The sequence below is a fragment of the Bacillus sp. FSL K6-2431 genome, assembly GCF_038005165.1.
Classification (GTDB): domain Bacteria; phylum Bacillota; class Bacilli; order Bacillales; family Bacillaceae; genus Bacillus; species Bacillus pumilus.
On record NZ_JBBOSQ010000002.1, the window covers coordinates 1 to 20,463 of the forward strand.

General features: G+C 41.8%; 27 protein-coding genes. 2 read left to right on the forward strand and 25 right to left on the reverse strand.

Annotated elements, in window-relative coordinates:
• From lysA to MHH40_RS18080, 23 genes are all read right to left on the reverse strand, one after another.
• A partial coding sequence (gene lysA, locus MHH40_RS17970) for a diaminopimelate decarboxylase (RefSeq protein ID WP_340901456.1) occupies positions 1-894 on the reverse strand: 894 nt, incomplete at its 3' end.
• A 116-nt stretch (positions 895-1,010) separates the two neighbouring features.
• Entirely contained in the window at positions 1,011-2,483 is a 1,473-nt protein-coding gene (locus MHH40_RS17975; protein WP_050943818.1) for a spore germination protein, read from the reverse strand.
• The gene (locus tag MHH40_RS17980) at positions 2,437-3,045 is read right to left on the reverse strand and encodes a stage V sporulation protein AE (protein ID WP_003216039.1); all 609 of its coding nucleotides are present in this window, start codon (positions 3,043-3,045) and stop codon (positions 2,437-2,439) included. Before MHH40_RS17980 ends, MHH40_RS17975 begins: the two co-directional genes overlap by 47 nt.
• A gap of 6 nt (positions 3,046-3,051) precedes the next feature.
• The gene (gene spoVAE / locus MHH40_RS17985) at positions 3,052-3,402 is read right to left on the reverse strand and encodes a stage V sporulation protein AE (protein WP_003215479.1); all 351 of its coding nucleotides are present in this window, start codon (positions 3,400-3,402) and stop codon (positions 3,052-3,054) included.
• Complete coding sequence (gene spoVAD, locus MHH40_RS17990; RefSeq protein ID WP_003215736.1) at positions 3,402-4,418, reverse strand: stage V sporulation protein AD; 1,017 nt, start codon at positions 4,416-4,418, stop codon at positions 3,402-3,404. Before spoVAD ends, spoVAE begins: the two co-directional genes overlap by 1 nt.
• A gap of 12 nt (positions 4,419-4,430) precedes the next feature.
• Positions 4,431-4,883, reverse strand: coding sequence for a stage V sporulation protein AC (gene spoVAC, locus MHH40_RS17995; RefSeq protein ID WP_003215687.1), 453 nt, complete (start codon positions 4,881-4,883; stop codon positions 4,431-4,433).
• 19 nt (positions 4,884-4,902) lie between these two features.
• Entirely contained in the window at positions 4,903-5,319 is a 417-nt protein-coding gene (locus MHH40_RS18000; RefSeq protein ID WP_044141069.1) for a stage V sporulation protein AB, read from the reverse strand.
• Entirely contained in the window at positions 5,309-5,929 is a 621-nt protein-coding gene (locus MHH40_RS18005) for a stage V sporulation protein AA (protein ID WP_034661143.1), read from the reverse strand. The genes MHH40_RS18000 and MHH40_RS18005 overlap by 11 nt, the downstream gene beginning before the upstream one ends.
• A 114-nt stretch (positions 5,930-6,043) precedes the next feature.
• Complete coding sequence (gene sigF / locus MHH40_RS18010) at positions 6,044-6,811, reverse strand: RNA polymerase sporulation sigma factor SigF (protein ID WP_003215778.1); 768 nt, start codon at positions 6,809-6,811, stop codon at positions 6,044-6,046.
• A 13-nt stretch (positions 6,812-6,824) separates the two neighbouring features.
• Positions 6,825-7,265, reverse strand: a complete 441-nt coding sequence (spoIIAB, locus tag MHH40_RS18015; RefSeq protein ID WP_012010447.1) for an anti-sigma F factor — start codon at positions 7,263-7,265, stop codon at positions 6,825-6,827.
• On the reverse strand, positions 7,262-7,615 hold the full coding sequence (gene spoIIAA / locus MHH40_RS18020; RefSeq protein ID WP_044141066.1) for an anti-sigma F factor antagonist: 354 nt from the start codon (positions 7,613-7,615) through the stop codon (positions 7,262-7,264). The genes spoIIAB and spoIIAA overlap by 4 nt, the downstream gene beginning before the upstream one ends.
• A 162-nt stretch (positions 7,616-7,777) precedes the next feature.
• Entirely contained in the window at positions 7,778-8,932 is a 1,155-nt protein-coding gene (locus tag MHH40_RS18025; protein ID WP_371475137.1) for a D-alanyl-D-alanine carboxypeptidase family protein, read from the reverse strand.
• Between the two features lie 157 nt (positions 8,933-9,089).
• Positions 9,090-9,902, reverse strand: a complete 813-nt coding sequence (locus MHH40_RS18030; RefSeq protein ID WP_050943816.1) for a purine-nucleoside phosphorylase — start codon at positions 9,900-9,902, stop codon at positions 9,090-9,092.
• A 13-nt stretch (positions 9,903-9,915) separates the two neighbouring features.
• Positions 9,916-11,100 carry a phosphopentomutase gene (gene deoB / locus MHH40_RS18035; RefSeq protein ID WP_003215717.1) on the reverse strand — a complete coding sequence of 395 codons (1,185 nt, stop codon included), beginning with the start codon at positions 11,098-11,100 and terminating at the stop codon, positions 9,916-9,918.
• A 151-nt stretch (positions 11,101-11,251) separates the two neighbouring features.
• Entirely contained in the window at positions 11,252-12,142 is an 891-nt protein-coding gene (gene xerD / locus MHH40_RS18040) for a site-specific tyrosine recombinase XerD (protein ID WP_003215982.1), read from the reverse strand.
• Between the two features lie 6 nt (positions 12,143-12,148).
• The gene (locus MHH40_RS18045) at positions 12,149-12,376 is read right to left on the reverse strand and encodes a YqzK family protein (RefSeq protein ID WP_003215798.1); all 228 of its coding nucleotides are present in this window, start codon (positions 12,374-12,376) and stop codon (positions 12,149-12,151) included.
• A gap of 118 nt (positions 12,377-12,494) precedes the next feature.
• A complete protein-coding gene (fur, locus tag MHH40_RS18050; RefSeq protein ID WP_003215577.1) occupies positions 12,495-12,947 on the reverse strand; it encodes a ferric iron uptake transcriptional regulator in 453 nt (150 codons plus the stop codon).
• Between the two features lie 118 nt (positions 12,948-13,065).
• Positions 13,066-13,713 (reverse strand): stage II sporulation protein M, encoded by a 648-nt coding sequence (spoIIM, locus tag MHH40_RS18055; protein WP_050943815.1) that lies wholly within the window; start codon positions 13,711-13,713, stop codon positions 13,066-13,068.
• 116 nt (positions 13,714-13,829) lie between these two features.
• The gene (locus tag MHH40_RS18060; RefSeq protein ID WP_080984737.1) at positions 13,830-14,960 is read right to left on the reverse strand and encodes a S8 family peptidase; all 1,131 of its coding nucleotides are present in this window, start codon (positions 14,958-14,960) and stop codon (positions 13,830-13,832) included.
• Between the two features lie 109 nt (positions 14,961-15,069).
• The gene (locus MHH40_RS18065) at positions 15,070-15,291 is read right to left on the reverse strand and encodes a hypothetical protein (RefSeq protein ID WP_003215884.1); all 222 of its coding nucleotides are present in this window, start codon (positions 15,289-15,291) and stop codon (positions 15,070-15,072) included.
• Between the two features lie 68 nt (positions 15,292-15,359).
• Complete coding sequence (locus MHH40_RS18070; RefSeq protein WP_340901443.1) at positions 15,360-15,812, reverse strand: GNAT family N-acetyltransferase; 453 nt, start codon at positions 15,810-15,812, stop codon at positions 15,360-15,362.
• Positions 15,799-16,980: a TIGR00375 family protein gene (locus tag MHH40_RS18075; RefSeq protein WP_050943814.1), complete on the reverse strand. Its 1,182-nt coding sequence runs from the start codon at positions 16,978-16,980 to the stop codon at positions 15,799-15,801. Before MHH40_RS18075 ends, MHH40_RS18070 begins: the two co-directional genes overlap by 14 nt.
• Positions 16,977-17,534, reverse strand: coding sequence for an NUDIX hydrolase (locus MHH40_RS18080; protein WP_003215785.1), 558 nt, complete (start codon positions 17,532-17,534; stop codon positions 16,977-16,979). Before MHH40_RS18080 ends, MHH40_RS18075 begins: the two co-directional genes overlap by 4 nt.
• 167 nt (positions 17,535-17,701) lie before the next feature.
• Between MHH40_RS18080 and MHH40_RS18085 the strand changes: the two genes are divergently transcribed.
• Positions 17,702-18,625 carry an aldo/keto reductase gene (locus MHH40_RS18085; protein ID WP_050943975.1) on the forward strand — a complete coding sequence of 308 codons (924 nt, stop codon included), beginning with the start codon at positions 17,702-17,704 and terminating at the stop codon, positions 18,623-18,625.
• Positions 18,626-18,705: 80 nt separating this feature from the next.
• On the opposite strand, the gene MHH40_RS18090 is transcribed toward MHH40_RS18085, so the two are convergent.
• Together MHH40_RS18090 and MHH40_RS18095 are read right to left on the reverse strand one after the other, a co-directional pair.
• Positions 18,706-19,221 carry an antimicrobial peptide LCI gene (locus MHH40_RS18090; protein WP_233421703.1) on the reverse strand — a complete coding sequence of 172 codons (516 nt, stop codon included), beginning with the start codon at positions 19,219-19,221 and terminating at the stop codon, positions 18,706-18,708.
• A complete protein-coding gene (locus tag MHH40_RS18095; protein WP_003215614.1) occupies positions 19,184-19,405 on the reverse strand; it encodes a YqkE family protein in 222 nt (73 codons plus the stop codon). The genes MHH40_RS18090 and MHH40_RS18095 overlap by 38 nt, the downstream gene beginning before the upstream one ends.
• Before the next feature lie 125 nt (positions 19,406-19,530).
• Between MHH40_RS18095 and MHH40_RS18100 the strand changes: the two genes are divergently transcribed.
• Positions 19,531-20,463, forward strand: a complete 933-nt coding sequence (locus MHH40_RS18100; protein WP_050943813.1) for an alpha/beta hydrolase — start codon at positions 19,531-19,533, stop codon at positions 20,461-20,463.

Consider the following 20,463-nt stretch of genomic DNA (forward strand, 5'->3'; position numbering starts at 1 on the left):
GTCACCAACAAGAGAGCGGCCTGGCTCAATCCAAATCTCCGGTATATCAAACTCATAGCGTGTCACGTTCTCTTTTACAGCTTGGATAATTTTCTCGACGTATTCTGTCGCAGGAAGTGGTTCATCTTCTTCTGTATAACGGATGCCAAAGCCGCCGCCTAAGTTTAACACGGTCGAAATAAAACCAAATGATTCTCTCCATTCATCCAGCTTCAAAAAGATCTTGTCTGCTGCAAGGACAAAACCAGCTGTATCAAATATTTGTGATCCGATATGGCAATGAACGCCTAACAGTTCGATCACTTCTGATCCAAGCACTTGTTTCACCGCTTCATCTGCTTGTCCATTGTGAAGGTCAAAGCCAAATTTGGAATCCTCTTGGCCTGTTGTAATGTAATCATGCGTATGCGCTTCGACACCTGGTGTGATACGGAGCAGCACTTTCACCTGTTTTGACAGCTCTTGACCAAGCTCTTCAATGAGCTTCATTTCGTAGAAATTATCTACAACGATACAGCCGATCTCGTGCTCTAACGCCATTTTTAATTCATCTCTACTTTTATTGTTGCCATGGAAATGAATTTTTTCTACCGGAAACCCAGCGCAAATGGCTGTGTGAAGCTCCCCGCCTGATACGACATCAAGAGATAATCCTTCTTCCTTGGCAAGCTGAAACATCGCGATGGAGGAAAATGCTTTACTCGCATATGCTACCTGCGCTTTTAACTCTTCTTCTATAAATGCTTTTTGAAAGCTTTTTGCACGCTCCCGTATTAAAGCCACATCATATACATAAAGTGGTGTCCCATACGTTTCAGCTAAAGAAACGGCATCAACACCACCAATTTCTAAATGACCGAGTTCATTTTGTCTGCAAGTGCCGTGTAAATACAATGTCATTCCCTCTTTCTCCGCCTCGGCTGAAAAAAGACAGCTGCGTGAGCTGCCTTTTTGCCGTTTCTCAAAGTTAAAAATACAATATCACAATCTTCAGCCACTTTCAATGAGCGTTAAGAATTTGGCGGAATTTTTGATCTGTTTTGAGGGTGAACAATGCTTGGCCTTACTTTTGAGCCAGGAACAGACGTCCGAATCAGCACTTGCCACAAAGCCTTCCCGTTAAAAGGAAGAAATGGCCACATATAAGGCGTCTGCAATGAACGAATGGATGTTAAGTAGATGAGTAACAACGTAAAACCAATGATGAGTCCATTCAGCTTAAAGATCGCCACGAGCGCTAATATGATGAGTCGTACAATCTTATTGGCGACACTCAGCTCATAGCTTGGGGTTGTAAATGTACCGATTGCCGCTAGTGAGACGTATAAGATGACCTCTGGTGTAAATAAACCGACATCAATGGCAATTTGCCCAATTAAAACAGCCGCAATCAGCCCCATGGCGGTCGACAATGCAGTTGGCGTATGAATTGCAGCCATCCTTAAAAATTCTACCCCAAAATCAGCTAGAAATACTTGTAAAATCACTGGGATATGGGATGGTTTGTTAAAGCCAATATAGCTTAAATTATCTGGCAGAAGACTTGGTTCAAGGATAAACAGAAACCAAATTGGTAAAAGAAACGTTGAACATAAAATGCCTAAAAAGCGTACCCATCTTAGGAACGTACCAACTGCAGGTGCTTGGCGGTATTCTTCTGCATGTTGAACGTGGTGAAAAATGGTGGTTGGCGTAATGATGACACTAGGAGATGTATCCGTAATAATGATGACATGCCCTTCTAGTATATGGTTAGCAGCGACATCTGGACGCTCGGTGTAACGTACAAGGGGAAAGGGATTGTATCCTTGTTTAATAATGAATTCTTCAATCGTTTTATCAGACATCGTCAGCCCATCGACTTTGATTCCTGATACTTCTTTTTCTATAATATCTACAAGATCCGGGTCTGCAATATCTTCAATATAGCAAACACAGACATCCGCTTTTGAACGTTCGCCTACTTTGAGCATTTTGTATCGCAGCTTTTCATCCCGTACTCTTCTTCGAATCAGCGCTGTATTCACAATAATGTTTTCAACAAAGCCGTCCCTTGCTCCCCGGACAACCTTTTCTGTATCCGGCTCCTCAGGCATTCTGCCAGGATAGCTTCTAACATCAATGATAAATGCGTAGTTTTCACCTTCAACTACAACTGCCACAAGGCCCGACAGCACTTGGTCTACCGCTTCATCAAGTGTTTCAACCTTTGAGACCTGCTGATTGACAAGACGATTCTCAATCACACGGGCCATGTCATCTGATTCAGGTTCGTTGTCATTGATTTCAACTAGCTCTTTTAATAAGTAGATGACATACTGTGTATCACACAGTCCATTTACATAGTAAAGTTGGATTTCCTGATCGTGTATATAAATTTTCCGCACGCCAAGGTCAAAGCTGAGACCCATTCCGACATTTTCTTTAAAGTAATCTTCATTTTTCTTCGGATCTCGGTACACGTTTACCTTGTCTTTCTTCATGGAAACCACTCCTTTCTAAAATTAATTCAACTGCTTTCATTGTGATCGGAGATCCTTTGCTCAGATCATCTTTCCGTCCCATTTTGCCAATATCTCCAATTCCAACAACAAACGGCAGATCGAGCGAGTCAAGACAATACACGGTATCTCCGCTCATTTTATGAGGCTCCATTTCGGGAAGACCATGCTTGTCGACACCGTATTCTGTCAGTTCACCCTCCCGGTCAATGGAAACATGAACCTTTGTCCATTCAGCTTGATGCGTTTTGGATGCAACGGCGATCGCCCCAATGACTTCAATTTCAGGATGACGCGCCACATGCTTCATCGCTATCTCCCCTGTTCCTTCACCTGTCAGGCCAGAATCATCAAACATGACAAACACTGGATCATTCGGCGTTTTTAAAATCATCTGCACAAGTTCAGGTCCTGTTCGTTTGCTTGGATTTCCTTTTGAGCTGGAAATACATCGCCCACCGACATTTTTAGCAGCAAGCTCAATGGTTTTGGCAGCATATATATCTCCGTCTGTCACTAAAATGACTTTTCGTCTTTGCCCCATATTAGGTTATCCTTTCGGTTTAAAGATAAGAGCGATAATAAATGAGAATAGAATCGCAGCTGAAATTCCAGCAGAAGTTAATTCAAAAATACCGATCCCGATTCCGATGAACCCGTGTACATCTGCCTGATGCATCGCTCCATGAAGCAAGCTATGACCAAAGCTGACGATTGGTACGGTTGCGCCCGCACCCGCAAATTCAATAAATTTATCATAAATACCGAATCCGTCTAAGATGGTGCCCGCCACAACAAAAGTGGTCATGACATGTGCAGGCGTAAGTTTGAGTATGTCTAGTAAAAGCTGGCCAATGACGCAAATAAGTCCGCCTGCAACAAAAGCGATAAGATAATCCATTAGCTCTCTCCTCCTGCACGCTCAAATACGACACCGTGCGCAATGGTTGGAATGGTCTCTTTTTGCTGGACCATCATTGGACTTAGAAGCGCTCCGGTTGCCACAACGAGTACTCTTTGCAGATTTCCTGCTTTCATTTCTTGAAAAATGTGACTAAATGTCACAACAGCTGAACAAGCACAGCCGCTCCCACCAGCGAATACATTTTGATCGGGTGTATAGATGATTAAACCGCAATCATCATGCTTTCTCCCAAGCTGAATGCCTTCTTCCTTCAGAAGATCCTTTAAGATTGGTGAACCAATACCAGATAAATCACCTGTTAAAATCAGATCGTAATCGTCCACCGTTCTTCCGAGGTCTTCTAAATGCTGCTTGATGGTATCTGCCGCTGCCGGAGCCATGGCCGATCCCATGTCAAATGGATCTGTAATTCCAAGATCCATCACCCTGCCTACTGTAGCGCTTGTAATTTGAATTGGAGAGGTCTCCTGGCTAATAATAACGGCCCCGCTCCCAGTGACGGTACTTGTGGCTGTATCTGGCTTTTGTCCGCCGTATTCTGTTGGATTACGAAATTGGCGTTCTGCCGTTGCATTATGACTGCTTGTCGCTGCAATGGCTCTATTGGCAAAACCGCCATCAATGAGTGCTGACGCAATGGCGACCGATTCCATTGAGGTTGAGCATGCCCCAAACAAACATAGAAACGGGATTTTTAGTTCTCTCGCCACATAGTTTGCTGTGACGTTTTGATTAAGTAAATCTCCTGCCAGCAATAGATCAATATCGCTTTTTTGCAAATTTGCTTTTGATAAAGCACTGGATATCGCATCTTCCATCAGTTTTCTTTCAGCCATTTCCCAGTTCTTTTGATCACAATGCATTTCGTCATACGTTTTATCAATTAAATGACCAATCGGTCCTTCTTTTTCTTTCGGCCCTGCAGCTGTTCCCTCTGCATTGACGTAAAGCTTATGCTCAAAAACCCAAGATTGTTTACCTGTTAGTTTCACGTTTCATTCCTCCTACGAAAACATCTTTTCCAAGACGTATCGAATGATCCCTACGACATATGCCGAGACGACACCAAATACAATGACGTTCCCAGCGAGCTTAAACATATTTGTGGCAACCCCTAAAACAAGCCCTTCACTTCTATGCTCAAGGGCAGCACTTGTCATACTGTTTGCAAATCCTGTCACCGGAACAGCCGATCCCGCTCCGGCAAACTGGCCGATTCTATCGTAAATACCGATACCAGTTAATATAGAAGAAATTAAAATGAGGGTCGCCACTGTTGGGTTCCCTGCTGTTTTTTCATTAAAATCAAAAAAGTGAATATAGAAATGTTGCAGCCCCTCGCCTATGGCACAGATCAATCCACCAACAAGAAAAGCCTTGATGCAGTTGAGGACATAAGGAGGTTTAGGCTGATACGTTTTCACCTTAGATGGATAGTTCTCTTTTAAACTCGACACGGTTGTTCCCTCCAAATTTTTAAATATAAATCAGCCAATGGAATAGTGAACCAAATACTTTGCCTAAGACAATGGCCATGAGAAGCAAAACAATTTTCCCGTCCATTCCAATTCTTTTCGTTAATATAGGAAGTACATTTAATACTTCAGTCAGCGCAGCTGCAAGCATGCCGACGAAAATGCCTGCTAAAAGACCGATCGGGAGCGCCAGCCATTTGGATAAATGCAAATGCACCTCGCTCAAGGTTGCCCAGCCGCCAACGACCGCCCCGGTGATGACAGCTGCCTCGTATCCTTGTATGAAGCGCTGCGTTTTCGTTAATTGCATTAAACGAGGGATGATGCCAAGCACTGTGAGAAATGCCACAAAACCTGCTCCTACCGTTAAACCGCCGCCAAGTCCAACTAACGCGACAAAAAGCCACTTACCGATCATGGATATCTTTCATTGTCTCTTTATTTTCTTTAAGGGCGACATAATGATCGAGATCGAGCTGATATTTAAACATCTCCACTTCGAGCGGGCTTGGTTCTTCATTTAAACGCTTTTTAAATACATGATTGAAAAATAAAATCATGCCAAAGCCTAGTCCGAAGCTATATGGAATTTGCAATAAATAAGGATGCTCAACCGTTTTTCCTGTGATCATTTCATATAGGCGGATATGAACGAGCCGCATACTGACATCCTCGTGGAAATTCATAATGGCAAGCGCCGCTCCGACAAATAATAGGAGCCACACGAACACAAATAAAACGGGAGAAAGCTGGCGTTTGCCTGTATCAATTTCAACAATGGCTTCAGCGCCTCCGACGGTTTGAATGTCGATGTCTGGCCATGTTTTTTTGATCGTTTTGACCACATGCATGATATCAAGAACGGCGATGTGACGATCCTTTTTACTGACATGATATATCGGCATCTTGCTAAGCTTTTGTACAGCAAACTCATCACCAGTGATTTGGGCGATATCTTCTAAATAAATGAGCTGATCATTACCGGTCTTAATGCGATGGCGCAGCCGAAGAAAGATTTGTCCGTCCATCCAAGTCACTTCCTATACGATGGGTTAAAAATAGTATGTGGTGAAAAATGGTTCTCATACCGAGAGAACTTGATTTACCGGTAATTACCACACGAAAAAAGCCAGCCGAATTGGCTAGCTCTCTTTTTGATCCATTTGCATTTGGATTTGTTTTAAAATTTTCTTTTCGAGCCGCGAGACTTGTACTTGTGAAATGCCGAGTCTCTCCGCTACCTCAGATTGTGTTTGGTCTTTATAATATCTTAAGTACACAATGAGTTTTTCTCGTTCTTCTAATTCCTTGATCGCTTCTTTCAGCGCGATTTTATCAAACCATCTTTCTTCTGAATGATCGGCAATTTGATCAAGTAATGTAATCGGGTCCCCGTCATTTTCATACACCGTTTCATGAATCGACGACGGCGTTCGGACCGCTTCTTGGGCGAGGACGACATCCTCTGGTGTTATATCAAGATATTCGGCTATTTCCTGGACGGTCGGCATTCTTCCGTGAGACTTAGACAATTCATCTCTTGCCCGCCGGATTTTATTACCAAGTTCCTTTAGTGACCTGCTGACTTTGACTGTTCCATCATCTCGAATGAATCGCTGGATTTCACCAATGATCATTGGGACAGCATAGGTCGAAAACTTCACATCATATGACAAATCAAATTTATCAACAGATTTTAGCAGCCCAATACAGCCAATTTGAAACAAATCATCTGGTTCATATCCTCTATTTAAAAAGCGCTGAACAACGGACCAAACAAGACGCATGTTTTTTTCTACGAGGAGGTCTCTTGCTTGCTGATCACCGTCTTGGCTTTTTTTGATGAGCTCTTTGACTTCATCATTTGACAGCTGGGCTTTTTTTGCTTGCTTTTTTACCTCCACATCCATATGAGCAGCCCCTTTAATTACAAAGCGCTTTGCTTTTTGATAGATGCTTTGTTAAACGGATGGTTGTGCCCATTTCTGGAGATGAGTCTATCATGACATCATCCATAAAATTCTCCATAATGGTAAAGCCCATTCCAGAGCGTTCTAAGTCTGGTTTTGTCGTGAAAAGCGGCTGTCTTGCTTCCTCAAGATCTGTAATGCCCATCCCTTCGTCACGGATGGTGAGGTACACAACATGGTCATCAAGTGTGACTTCGATATGCACCTTGCCATCTGGATTCCCATCATAGCCATGGATAATGGAGTTTGTCACCGCCTCTGACACAACGGTTTTGATTTCTGTTAATTCATCTAATGTCGGATCAAGCTGGGCGATAAACGCCGCGACTGTTACCCTCGCAAAGGATTCATTTTGACTTAAAGCAGAGAAGGTCAGGTTCATTTCATTCCTCATGATGCCACCCCCAATGTTTGCAATGCCGTTTGCTCTGAAGGCTCCATACGGATGATTTTAAATAAGCCAGACATATCAAATAACCGGTTCACTGCTGGCGAAATAGCACAGACGACCATTTCTCCGCCAAGCTGTTTAATTTCTTTATATCTTCCTAAAATCACTCCGAGACCTGAGCTGTCCATAAACGTTAAATCAGCCAAATTGAGCACGATGTGGCGAATGTCCTCTGTTTCCAAATAATTCGTCACCTTTTGTCTCAATGTTTCTGCGGAGTGATGATCGAGCTCTCCTGTTAATCGAATGCAAAGTACGCTCTCTTTTACTTGAAAATGAATATCAAGGCTCATCTTTTTATTCCTCCTTGCTCTAATTTCGGATAAAGATTGTTTCTCTTTTTTATCAAGTAAATCCTTCACCATGACAAAACTAGTGACCATTCGTCACATTTAGATGTTCTTTTCTTCTTCCTCATAGCAAAAAGACTGCCTGTTTCAGCAGCCTTCTCCTTTTTATTTCCATTTCACAAATTCAGCCATCGCTCGTTTGAAGAATGTCCAAACGCCCGCTTTTTCCATTCCTTCTTTGGCTTGTACAGGGCTTTCATGCAGCACTTTTCCGTCTTTTTTCAAGACAATGGTTCCAAGTTCCGTTCCTTTTGAGAATGGGGCCGTAACATCCTGAGACAATTTGATTTCTTTTTTAATCTGATCCACATTTTCGCCTTTTTTCGTTAAAAGGGAGATTGGTTCAGAGGTGACAAGCTGAATTTTTTTCTTTGTCCCTTTGCTTACCTTGATTTCAGCTACATCTTGTCCTCGTTTGTAAAGTGGGTGTGTGGTGTATTGACTAAATGCATAGTCTAACATTTTGACCACTTGAGCGTTTCTGTCTTTCGGTGTACTTGCGCCGAAGACAACTGCAATGACGCGCATGTTTCCTTTTTTAGCGGTTGCGGTCAAACAGTATTTGGCTTCGCCTGTAAAACCTGTTTTCAACCCATCGACACCTGGATAAAATTTAATCAATCGGTTCGTATTCACCAGCCAGAATTTTTTATCGGTGTTTTGACGGAGATAGTCTTCGTAGACCCCTGTAAATTTGGTGATTTGTTCATATTTCAACAGCTCTTTTGCCATTTTTGCCATATCATGAGCTGAACTGTAATGGTCTTTTTCAGGAAGTCCTGTTGGGTTTTGAAAGACCGTAGAGGTGAGGCCGAGTTCTTTTGCCTTTTTGTTCATTTGCTCCACAAACTGTTCTTCAGATCCTGCAATATGCTCTGCCATGGCAACTGAAGCATCATTTCCAGACGCAATCGCAATGCCTTTCAGCATTTCTTTCACGGTCATTTCTTCTCCAGGTTCAAGGAAGATTTGTGACCCTCCCATTGAAGCTGCATAGTCGCTTGTTCTTACCTTGTCAGTCATTTTCAGCTTTCCTTGATCAATGGCTTCCATGATGAGAAGCATCGTCATGATTTTGGTCATACTTGCGGGTGCCAGCTTTTCATCGCTGTTTTTGTTGTAAAGCACTTTTCCCGTGTCACGTTCTATTAAGATGGCTGATTTGGCTTCGTGCACCAATTCTGATGTTTGTTTTTCTTCTGGTTTTTCAATCTTTTCTTTTGCTATCGCTGATGGTGAAACCATTGAGATAAGGATCATTAAAATAAACAATGCACATATATGACGTTTCAAGTGGCAGACCTCCATTATCGTAATCCTTTCTATTTTTTCCTCATCGAGGCTGTTTTATTCAGAGATCGTATGATTGCCATAAAAAAAGCCTTCTGTCGATAAACAGAAGGCTTCTTAAAACATGCTATGAGAGTTGTTTGACAATGTCTTTTACTAAATCAAGGAAACTCGCTTTCACTTTTTCGGTTACTTCAATGACTTCATCATGAGACAGCGGCTGATCTAAAATACCTGATGCCGCATTAGAAATGCATGAAATACCTAGCACTTTGATTCCTGCATGACGCGCAACAATCACCTCTGGGACCGTCGACATGCCTACAGCATCTGCGCCAAGTGTTCTAAGGAAACGAACTTCAGCCGGTGTTTCATATGAAGGACCTGTCATCCCTGCATAAACACCCTGCTGTACAGATATGCCTAACCGCTGAGCTGTTTCTTCTGCAAGTGCCAGCAAATCTTTATCGTATGGGGCAGACATATCAGGGAAACGAACGCCTTGACTGTCATTTGGACCAATTAATGGATTGGTCCCCATCATATTGATATGATCTGTAATCAGCATGAGATCGCCTGGATGGAATGAAGTATTCACACCGCCGGCTGCATTTGTCACGATGCATGTCTCAATGCCAATTTCTTTCATCACACGGACTGGAAACGTCACTTGCTTCATATCATATCCTTCATAGAAGTGAAAACGTCCTTGCATCGCACATACGACAGTGCCTTTCAGCGTCCCGATGACGAGCTGTCCTGCATGACCCTCTACTGTTGACACAGGGAATCCAGGAATATCTTCATATTTCAATTTGATTGGATTTTCAATCTCATCTGCTAAAATGCCAAGCCCTGAACCTAAGATCAATCCAACTGTTGGTACGTATGTCGATGCTTGTTTAATGTATGCCGCCGCTTCTGAAAACTGTGCTCCCACGAGATTTCCCCCCCTATTTGAGTTTAGATAAAAAGCTTGTGCCGTATTTTGGCATCGTTGTCTTGAAATTGTCTGCGACCGTTGCTCCAAGATCAGCAAAGGTTTTTGGAGTTGGCAGTTCATTTGCTCCTTGATGCTTTTTGCTGTAAGCAATGAGCGGAACGTATTCTCTTGTATGATCTGTTCCGTGATGAACCGGGTCATTTCCATGATCTGCTGTAATGACAAGAAGATCATCCTCTTTTAACAGGTCAAACACTTCAGGAAGACGGGCGTCAAATTCCTCTAGTGCTTTTCCGTAACCCTCTGGATCTCTTCTATGTCCGTAAAGGGCGTCAAAATCAACAAGGTTTAAAAAGCTGAGTCCCGTAAAGTCTGTTTTAAGTGTATCAACCAGCTTGTCCATTCCGTCCATGTTCGATTTTGTTCTGAGAGAAGAGGTGATTCCTTCTCCATCATAAATATCAGAGATTTTGCCAATCGCAATCACATCAAGCCCATCATCTTTCAGCTCATTCATCACTGTTCGGTCAAATGGTTTTAAAGCATAGTCATGACGGTTCGGTGTTCTGACAAACGCACCAGGCTCCCCGACAAATGGACGAGCGATAATGCGTCCAACCATATATTTTTCATCTAATGTGAGCTCACGTGCAATTTCACAAATGCGATAAAGTTCATCTAATGGCACCACTTCTTCGTGCGCAGCAATTTGCAGCACAGAATCCGCAGATGTATAAACGATTAGATCGCCTGTTTTCATGTGCTCTTCGCCAAGCTCGTCTAAAATTTCAGTACCAGACGCAGGTTTATTTCCAATAATGCCTCTGCCTGTTTTTTCTTTTAGTTCATTTAGTAGTTCATCTGGGAATCCGTCTGGAAAAACTCTAAACGGTGTGTCTATGTAAAGACCCATGATTTCCCAGTGTCCAGTCATTGTATCTTTCCCATTTGATGCCTCTTGCATTTTTCCATAATACGCAAGTGGTTTCTCATCCGCTGGAATTCCTTTGATTTCTTTAATATGACTCAGCCCAAGCTTCGCCATATTTGGCATATGAAGCCCGTTCATTTTTTCAGCAATATGTCCTAGTGTATCTGCACCTACATCATTAAATTCAGCAGCATCAGGTGCTTCCCCAATTCCTACTGAATCCATTACGACGAGGAAAATGCGTTTATACTGATAATCAGGCATTAAAAAGCGCCTCCTTCAATATTCTTGTCTTTTAACCTTTCAAAAAGAGAGGTCTGACATCTCAAGTATAAACCGTTTACAAGCCGGTTGACAACCATAAACGGTGCAAACATGAAAAAGCATGACACACGTTCACCGTGTCATGCTTTACTTATGCCCTTGGATGGAATTTGTGATACACATCTTTCAGTCTTGTTTTCGTCACATGTGTATAAATTTGTGTTGTCGAGATATCGGCATGTCCGAGCATCTCCTGCACAGCTCTTAGGTCTGCACCGTTTTCAAGCAGATGCGTGGCAAATGAATGCCTGAGTGTATGGGGTGTGAGTTCCTTTTGAATCCCTGCTTCGAGAGCTCTTTTTTTCAGATTCTTCCAGAAACCTTGCCGCGACATTTTTTTCCCGTGATGATTGAGAAATAAGGCATCTGCCGGCTGTTTTTTTAACAGCTTGCTTCTTCCCTTTTCGAGATATTCTTCAATCGCACTTGCAGCTGCTTCACCAATTGGCACAATCCGCTCTTTTCTTCCTTTACCGAAACAACGGATAAAGCCCATTGTGAGGTGAACATCGGCAAGGGTCAGATCCAGCATTTCACTGACGCGAATGCCTGTCGCATATAAGAGCTCGAGCATTGCTTTGTCACGGTAGTCAAATGGAGTGTGCTGATTTGGTGTATCAAGCAGCTTTTCAACTTCCCCTAGTGAGAGAACTTTCGGTAATTTCCGCTCTGTTTTTTGCGTTTCAATGTTCCATGACGGATCATCTGTTGTCACTTTTTCCCGGAGCAGAAATTGGTGGAAGGACCGGATCGAGGAGAGATGCCGCACTGACGTTTTGCTCGATTTCCCTTCCTCTTTTAGCTTTTTTAAATAATGAATGATATGCAGGCGTGTGACATCTTTTATATCCGTCAGCTGCTCATGTGTCATTAAAAAAGACAAGTAGTTCTGTAAATCTCGTTTATAAGAAACAATGGTATTTTCAGAGAGTCCTCTCTCTACTGTCATAAAATGAATAAAGTCGGATAATTGATCGTTCAATGATTTCTACTCCCCGTTTTGATAAAAATAAATCAATCGGTCTTGCCAGTTGTCTTGATTCGGCTGATCCATTTCCATCACTTTAATTGCTGCACCCTCTGGTTTATCATAACGATGGTAGCTTTCATATTCTGAATTTATCCATATCATAGCATAATAGAACAGGACGGTAAAACCAGTGAACAAGATAAATACCTTCATCACTTCACCTGTTGTTTTGAGCCATTTTCGCATGATTCTCATGTCCTTTCTCGAGCTTCTCATTACTTCAGCATATGCCAGGTGGGACAAGGAATATACAGCGAAAATGCAAAAAACCTCTTCATCTTAAATGAAAAGGTTCCAATTCGGATTATTTGCCGGATTCATCATCATGACACCGGTGGCAAATACCATGGAATGTCAATCTATGATCCTTAATTTTAAATTTCCAGTCACGTTCAATAATCTCTTCAACATCTTCTAATAAATCATCTTCTATCTCATCGACTGTCCCGCATTCCATGCAGACAAGATGATGATGGAAGTGAGCGGCTCCTTCTTTGCGAAGATCATATCGCGAAACGCCGTCTCCAAAGTTAATTTTATCAACAACTTTCAGTTCAGTTAGCAATTCTAACGTTCGATAAACAGTAGCAAGACCAATTTCAGGAGACTTCTCTTTTACGAGGAGGTATACATCTTCTGCACTTAAATGGTCTTCTTCATTCTCAAGCAGTACTCTTACTGTTGCTTCACGCTGTGGCGTGAGCTTATAGCTGGAAGAATGAAGCTGTTTCTTAATTCGATCAATCCGATTTTCCATTGACTTTCCCTCCTACGCCACATTACTTGATCATTATATCAAATGATGTGCTGGGAGCCAACTATAATCATTTTAAATTGATAAATAAATTGATTATTATTTAATAACAATTATAAAATCATAAGAAAAGAACACCTGCCAGCTTTTTCATGAGCATGAAGGAGACGTACGATTCAAAAAAGGACGAAAGTGCAGCAAGTGCTAAAATCATCAGTAGAACAGATGCATACCGGGCGAACCACTGCACAGGTGCTTGACTGATGGTTTTTTTCATGAACAGCTGCCCAATGAGACGGATGGAAAACGCAATCGCACATGTCCCAATCACTAAATAGGCTGGAATAAGTAATATGTTTTGCGGAAGAACCGATACGAACGAAAGGAAAAAACCACTCAGCCCCATTTGATTTACTAGAAAACCAACTGTAAACCCAACGACAATTCCCTTTAAAAAGATCATGAGAAAGATGAGCGGCAGGCCAATGATAGATATCCCTAGTATCCACATAAGACCTAAATATTTCATATGATGCAAAAAGCTTTGCAAAAACATTTCTTTTGACTCTGCTGCTTTCTCATTTGTCAGCTGACCAAAAAATTGATTTAAATAATAGAATAAATCCTCTTTCTGACTAATTGTCATACTATTGACGATGATGGCCCCAAAAATCACGCCCATTAAAAAGAGTACAGAGACAAACAAATAAATCGATAGATGGTCTTTTACGTGCTGAAGAAGATGTTCCTTCCAAGACTTTTTCCGCATGCGTCTTCCTCCCAAATAGTAAAGGTTACTAGATTCTATGAAAGAGATTACGAAACATGACAGTTTTATTGAAAGAAAAAAGAGAAAGCAGCCTAAACACTGCTCTCTCTTCTCATTTATCGTGCCGCTTTTTGTACGTTCACAAGCCCGGCACCATAGTAAAAAGGATCTCCAAGCTGTGTAGCCGTTTTTGAAAGTCTCTCGCGCACTTCATCGTTTGTCAGATTCGGATGTTTTGATAGAATGACAGCCGCAGCTCCTGCTACATGCGGTGATGCCATGGATGTCCCGCTCTTGTAGCCATATTCATTATGAGGAATGGTACTGAGCGTTGAAACGCCTGGTGCTGAAACTTCCACTTCTTCGCCTACAGATGAATCAAAAGCTCTTTGTTTTCTTTGGTCAACAGAAGCAACCGCTATCACTGAGCTGTATTTAGCTGGATAGTCAACCGTGTTGAGAGAGCCATAACTTCCTTCATTCCCAGCAGAAGCCACAATGAGAATACCCTTGTCATATGCTCGATCTACCGCTTCTTTCAGCGCTTCAGATTCACTTGCTCCTCCCATACTAATATTGATGACATCTATGTCATTCTCAATGGCCCATTCAATTCCTTTAATGATCCAGCTATAGTAGCCATCACCATTTTCATCTGCCACCTTGACCGCATAGATTGAAGCTTTTGGCGCAACACCAACGACACCTACCTTATTATCTAACGCTGCAATTGTGCCCGCCACATGCGTCCCGTGTTCATGCGGGTCAACAAGCGGATCTGACTCTGTTGGAACAAAGCTGACTCCCCCGGTGACATGTAGATCTTCATGTTTGCCATCAATGCCGCTGTCAAGAACGGCTACTTTTACATTTTGTCCAGCGTATCCCCGTTTATGTACCTTTTGTGCTTTGATGCTTTTGATGCCATATGGGATCGTTTGACCGCTTGTTTTTGCCTTTTGGTCCTCCTCAATGAAGGTCACTTCTTTTGCCTGATTTAGTTTCTTTTTCGATGCCTCATTCAAGGAAACTTTCATCATATCTATCTGCTCTATGGATTCTTTTACATGTCCACCAGCTTCTTCAACAAGCTGTTTTTGTGTATGATCTTGAACGGAAGAAGAAAAGCCGATCATGTACTCTTTTTTCGCTTGCTCCTTTGCAGAAATATGTGAGGCGCCGAACGTGACCGATGCCAGCATCATACTTGCCATACAAAGCCCTGCTCCAATTGACTTGATGTTCACAATACTCACTCTCCCTTTCATCTTTTTGTCATTTAACTACATTTTTAGACAAAAAGAAACGACCGTTTGTCCTATTTTTTAAAATTTTTCCATTTATTTGAATTGGTTGTCACAAAAAAGCAAAATAAAAATGCTTATGATCCTCTTGATAGTGATCATAAGCATTCCTTCTTTTATGTTTTTTCATCATGTGCTGCAAGGCTTCTTGTTTTGTTTTTGTTTTTCTTTCATGTGTACTAAAGTGCGGCATGTTTCCTCTCGACAGTTCCGGGTTTCGGCTGTGCTGCCTTTCAATATGTTCTCGTTTTTTCTTTGCATTGCTTTTTCCCATTTGGCAAAACCCCTTTCGTTGACGTTATGATACACGATGTGACATAAAAAAGATAGACGTATACACGCCTATCTTTCTGTTTTCACCATATCAAGATGGGGAATTCCATCTTCATCATAACAATCTGAAACGGCCTTAAAACCAAAGGATTCGTAAAACGACTTCAGGTAGGCCTGCGCCTGAATTTTGACACTTGCTTCACCTAATTCACTCAGCTTTTCCAAAGCCTTGCTAAGTAGCATTTTTCCATAGCCTTTTTTTCGACCTGCCTCTGTCACAAGAACGCGGCCAATGGACGCCTCTTCGTACATGATTCCGCTTTGAAAAATTCGGCAATAAGCCACAATCGTGCCGTTCTCTTTTGCCATCAGATGAAGCGCTTCTTGGTCCCGGTGATCAATTTCAGGGTAAGGGCATGTTTGTTCAACAACAAATACATTGACTCTTTCCATTAAGATTAAGTAAAGATCCTCTTTTGTCAATTCTTCAAACGTTTCACATGTCCAGTTAACTTGATTCATGATTGATATCCACCTTACCGTACACGCCGCCCCCGCCAGCGATCAGTTCGACTTCACCTTTTCTTGCTTTGATGATGTAATTGGCTGTTTTTTCTGGCAGGACAGCTTTTAGTTCTTGTTCTGTAGCTTGATGAAGGATATTCATCTCTGTGTGAAACACGGCTTTTAGCTTCTCCAGCGTTTTGGCTCCAACACCCGGAATAAATTGAAGCGGAAGCTGATGAACATAAGGAGGTCTTGTTCCATTGTCACTTTCCTGGTCGGCAAGCTCCTTTAAACGCTCACTCACTCCTTTTGTCATCCGTGTATGTCCGCATGCGTGGCACTTTTCTTGATCTAGCGCGTGAGGTCTTACTCCGCACTTCTCGCAGGTTGTATGATAGTACTTCCCAAGACGCGGGGCGAGCCCATAATTTCCTATGATGGCTCTCCCCTCTTTCCCTTCAAGGGCTAGTTTGAATTCGGCAAAAGAGGCATGGTCCATGCGGATTTTTGTATATTCTCGCGCGATTTTCCCTAAAGAATGAGCGTCTGAATTCGTTAAAAATGGATAACGGTTCAGTTCGCTTAACTGGGACGCCATTGACGTATCGCAGCTAAGTCCTAGTTCAACAGCATCAATGAGGTCCGGATCGAATACTTCCGTTAAAGACGTGCTGACTCCTTTGCCAAATAAGCTTTTATGCGGCGTGAAAATATGAGCAGGAATAAATAAGCCTCCTAGCTCCTTGACCTTATGCTGAAGTGTTTTCCCATCCACATAGAGGCGCTGTGAACTTAAATGCACATTTTTCATATGTAGCGCGAGCCATGCGGAGAACTCAGTCATTTTGCGCAGTGTGGGCATAAATGCAAGCACGTGAATTGGACCTTTTGAATGGTTATCGTTAATTTCTAATTCACATCCTAAAAGCAGCACGGTCTGTTCAAATGATAGACCGCCATCACTTAGTTCAGTGTACTTGCCTTCTTCTACACCCTCTATTAATTCTTCTAGGACTTCTGGAGATTGTGCATCAATCACACCAATCATCCCCATCCCTTTACTTTGCGTTGCTTCAATGAAAATTTGGTCAATTGTCAGTGACCTTGCACCTGTAATTTTAACAGCTCTGCCTGTTCTTGTTCTGCCGATATGAATATGGATGTCTGCAAAAAACTCCCTCATTTTGTTGACTTAAGTACCTCTTGCAGTTGTAAGTACTGTATGGCATAGGCTGTTTTTGCATCATAAATATGCTGCTTTTCAATGAGGTGCAAGGCTTCTTCTAATGAAACTTCCATCACTTCAACAAATTCATCTTCATCCAGCTCTCTTTTTTCTTCAAGCTGAACTAGCTGATCTGCAAGATACATGTGGACGATTTCATCTGCAAAACCTGGTGATGTATAAAAGGCTGTCAGCTTTTGAAGCTTCTGAGTGGTGTATCCTGTTTCTTCTTCTAATTCTCGTAGTGCTGTATGTGCCGGCTCTTCCCCTGGCTCTAATTTACCAGCCGGAATTTCAACGATGGCTCTCTCTAGTGCTTTACGGTATTGCTTGACCAAGATGATTTTATTTTCGTCTGTCCGAGCAATGACGGCTACTGCACCAGGATGTTTGATGATTTCGCGTTTGCCTTGTTTTCCATTTGGCAATTGTACATCTTCAAGAACCAAATCAATGATTTTTCCGTTGTATAATTCTTTAGTCGATAATGTTTTTTCTTCAAAGTCCTTCAATTTTGTCAGCTCCTCGTTCTACTTTCACTTTTTACTTCATTCATTTTAACATAGATGATTTAAGAGAAGCGAAATGCGGACGCTTGCTTCAATGCGCCACTTGAAGTCACCTAGCTTGAATTCCAGATTTTTTTCACTTAATGTGAAGGAATAGGAGTGTGATGGAATTGAAAAAAAGACGAATTGGTACAACGGATCTTTTGGTGAGCGAAGCGGCTCTAGGATGTATGTCCCTAGGAACAGAAAAAGGAAAAGCGCTCTCTTTATTAGATGAAGCCATTGATCTTGGAATTAATTATTTGGATACAGCCGATTTATATGATTTTGGGACAAATGAGGAAATTGTCGGGGAAGCGATTAAAAACAGGCGGCAAGATTTAATTTTGGCCACAAAAGGCGGCAACCGCTTTGAAAAAGGCAAATCTGGCTGGGACTGGGACCCTTCAAAGGCATACATAAAAGAAGCCGTAAAACAAAGCCTCAAGCGGCTGCAAACAGATTATATTGATTTATACCAACTGCACGGAGGCACGATCGATGACCCTATCGATGAGACGATTGAGGCTTTTGAAGAATTAGTGGAAGAAGGCGTTATTCGCTATTATGGCATCTCTTCTATCCGTCCAAACGTCATTAAAGAATACGCCAAAAAATCAAACATCGTCAGCGTCATGATGCAATATAGTTTACTCGACCGCCGTCCAGAGGAATGGTTCTCTCTTCTTGAAGAACAAGGCATTAGTGTTGTGGCAAGAGGACCTTTAGCAAAAGGGCTTTTAACCGAAAAACCACTTTCACAAACAAGTGCAGCGATTCAAAAAAACGGATATCTTCAATATTCATTTGACGAGCTACAGCAGATCATTCCTTCTTTAAAGAAAGTCGCTTATGACCTATCACTCACAGAGCTCTCCATTCAATATTTGCTTCAGCATTCTGCGATCAGTTCCGTTGTATTTGGCGCAAGCTCGGTGGAACAATTAAAAGAAAATGCGGCAGCGGCCAATGCACGTTCTTTAAGTGACCAAGAAGTAAAAGCATTGACTTACTATACAAAACCATCTGTGTACGAGGCGCACCGGTTTAAATGAGATAAAAAGAGATCATCTGATGTGATCTCTTTTTCATATTCGACAGGCAAAAGCAAGGAGGGGCTAAAGGCCCCGTTGTCTTATCTTGCACTTTCGTAATATGCATAATTTCCAGATTTGCCTTTAAGATAAAATGTCGTACCAAAACGACTGAAACTATTTGCAAAAGAACCATTATCCGAATACATACATAATCGATTACTTGCGTTTTTAAAAGGAGTTACAGAACAATCTACAATTGAAGTAGCCTTTGTACGCAAATCCGCATTCGGTAATTCATTTGTAGCAAGAGCTTGTCCCGAAACAGGTAAAAGCAATCCTAAAGATAAAGCGACTCCAGCCATTGTTTTTCTCATTTTCATGTAAATCATCTCCGTTCCCAAATATTGTAATACACCTTCATTATAAGTAGTACGACCTTCTATCAAAAGGGTCTTAAATACTATATTTGTTATAAAAAGGGATTTGAATGAAGGAGGAATCGAAGGAACCGGAAGCACTTGCGTGTTGATCAACCTCAATGATGACATAAAAAAGGAAGCATCAATGCTCCCTTTTTTAGCTTTTATATTTTCTCCAGTCCAAATGACTTTCATCTAGCAGCTCGGAGAAGCTTTTGTTTTTTTCTTTTTCTTTCTGCTGCCGAAGGAGGTCTTGTCGTTTTTGTTCTTCTCTTTTTTCTGTCTCGGCGGCCAGATTCTGCTTCATTTGAAGGAGCTGCTGTTTGAGATTTTCGTTTATGCCGTCCTTTAATTTCGCTTGATCATTGTTCTTTTTCATTGTGCCTCTCTCCTTTTGCCTCTAAGTGTATCATCCGTTTTATTTCCTGAGCAAGAGTCACGCCAATCTCCCAACATGTGGTATGATCGTCATAGGAAAAACCTCGGAAAGGAAGAATCAGCTAGATGAAAAAATGGATCGCTATACTTGCCTTCATATTATGTCCGCTCGTTGCAATCGGCATTTTTTTCACCAACAAAATGATGTATATTCGAAAATTAACAGATGAAGAGCTCATCAAACGAGAATCAGATGAAGGGCATTATCATCATGAAGAGTTTCAACAGCTTAACAAAGAGAAAGTGTGTATTCCTTCAGCATTTGGTTATGAGCTTCATGGCTATTTTGTGCCGCATCCGCATTCTCATACAACACGCACCATTGTACTTTGTCATGGCGTCACAGTCAGTTTAATAAATTCCGTTAAGTATATGAAATTATTCCAAAAGCTTGGATGGAATGTGATGCTTTATGATCATAGACGACATGGAATGAGTGGCGGGAAAACCACGAGTTATGGATACTACGAAAAAGAAGATTTAGCGAAGGTCGTGAAGTGGCTTAGACAAAAACTTGGGGAAAATGCCATTATCGGTATACATGGAGAATCTATGGGGGCAGTCACGACTTTGTTATATGCCGCAAAGCCGGAAGCAAGCGCCAATTTTTACATAGCTGACTGTCCTTTTGCTTCTTTTGAGGATCAGCTTCTCTATCGATTAAAAACAGATTTTCGTCTTTCAGGTCAATGGATTCTTCCACTAAGTGATCGAGTGTTAAAATGGCGGGATGGATACAGCATTCGGCAAGTGTCACCGCTTGATGTGATCGATCAGGTGAGAGAACCTGTGCTTTTTATCCATAGTCTTCATGATGACTATATTCCATGCGAGCAGAGTCAGCAGCTATATGCTCGAAAAAAAGGTGATAAACAGCTATTTATAGCGCCGCACGGGGCACACGCGATGTCTTTTAGTGAAAATAAAGAAGCTTACGAACAAGAAGTTCAAGTATTCCTTCAACCATTTGAATCAAATGAAGATAAAAGAGGAGAATGA

What these genes read in the sequence shown, in the direction of transcription:
- spoIIM (WP_050943815.1), bottom strand. Translation starts at nt 13,713, where the DNA reads ATGCGGAAAAAGTCTTGGAAGGAACATCTTCTTCAGCACGTAAAAGAC.
- MHH40_RS18025 (WP_371475137.1), bottom strand. Translation starts at nt 8,932, where the DNA reads ATGATCCTTATCTCAATGGTTTCACCATCAGCGATAGCAAAAGAAAAG.
- MHH40_RS18095 (WP_003215614.1), bottom strand. Translation starts at nt 19,405, where the DNA reads ATGAAAAAGAACAATGATCAAGCGAAATTAAAGGACGGCATAAACGAA.
- MHH40_RS18005 (WP_034661143.1), bottom strand. Translation starts at nt 5,929, where the DNA reads ATGGACGGACAAATCTTTCTTCGGCTGCGCCATCGCATTAAGACCGGT.
- MHH40_RS18070 (WP_340901443.1), bottom strand. Translation starts at nt 15,812, where the DNA reads ATGAATCAAGTTAACTGGACATGTGAAACGTTTGAAGAATTGACAAAA.
- MHH40_RS18100 (WP_050943813.1), top strand. Translation starts at nt 19,531, where the DNA reads ATGAAAAAATGGATCGCTATACTTGCCTTCATATTATGTCCGCTCGTT.
- deoB (WP_003215717.1), bottom strand. Translation starts at nt 11,100, where the DNA reads ATGCCTGATTATCAGTATAAACGCATTTTCCTCGTCGTAATGGATTCA.
- spoIIAA (WP_044141066.1), bottom strand. Translation starts at nt 7,615, where the DNA reads ATGAGCCTTGATATTCATTTTCAAGTAAAAGAGAGCGTACTTTGCATT.
- spoIIAB (WP_012010447.1), bottom strand. Translation starts at nt 7,265, where the DNA reads ATGAGGAATGAAATGAACCTGACCTTCTCTGCTTTAAGTCAAAATGAA.
- MHH40_RS18090 (WP_233421703.1), bottom strand. Translation starts at nt 19,221, where the DNA reads ATGAAAGTCATTTGGACTGGAGAAAATATAAAAGCTAAAAAAGGGAGC.
- fur (WP_003215577.1), bottom strand. Translation starts at nt 12,947, where the DNA reads ATGGAAAATCGGATTGATCGAATTAAGAAACAGCTTCATTCTTCCAGC.
- spoVAE (WP_003215479.1), bottom strand. Translation starts at nt 3,402, where the DNA reads ATGGATTATCTTATCGCTTTTGTTGCAGGCGGACTTATTTGCGTCATT.
- MHH40_RS18065 (WP_003215884.1), bottom strand. Translation starts at nt 15,291, where the DNA reads ATGGGAAAAAGCAATGCAAAGAAAAAACGAGAACATATTGAAAGGCAG.
- sigF (WP_003215778.1), bottom strand. Translation starts at nt 6,811, where the DNA reads ATGGATGTGGAGGTAAAAAAGCAAGCAAAAAAAGCCCAGCTGTCAAAT.
- MHH40_RS18075 (WP_050943814.1), bottom strand. Translation starts at nt 16,980, where the DNA reads ATGAGGGAGTTTTTTGCAGACATCCATATTCATATCGGCAGAACAAGA.
- MHH40_RS18045 (WP_003215798.1), bottom strand. Translation starts at nt 12,376, where the DNA reads ATGCGAAAATGGCTCAAAACAACAGGTGAAGTGATGAAGGTATTTATC.
- MHH40_RS17980 (WP_003216039.1), bottom strand. Translation starts at nt 3,045, where the DNA reads ATGGGGCAAAGACGAAAAGTCATTTTAGTGACAGACGGAGATATATAT.
- MHH40_RS17975 (WP_050943818.1), bottom strand. Translation starts at nt 2,483, where the DNA reads ATGAAGAAAGACAAGGTAAACGTGTACCGAGATCCGAAGAAAAATGAA.
- MHH40_RS18000 (WP_044141069.1), bottom strand. Translation starts at nt 5,319, where the DNA reads ATGATCGGTAAGTGGCTTTTTGTCGCGTTAGTTGGACTTGGCGGCGGT.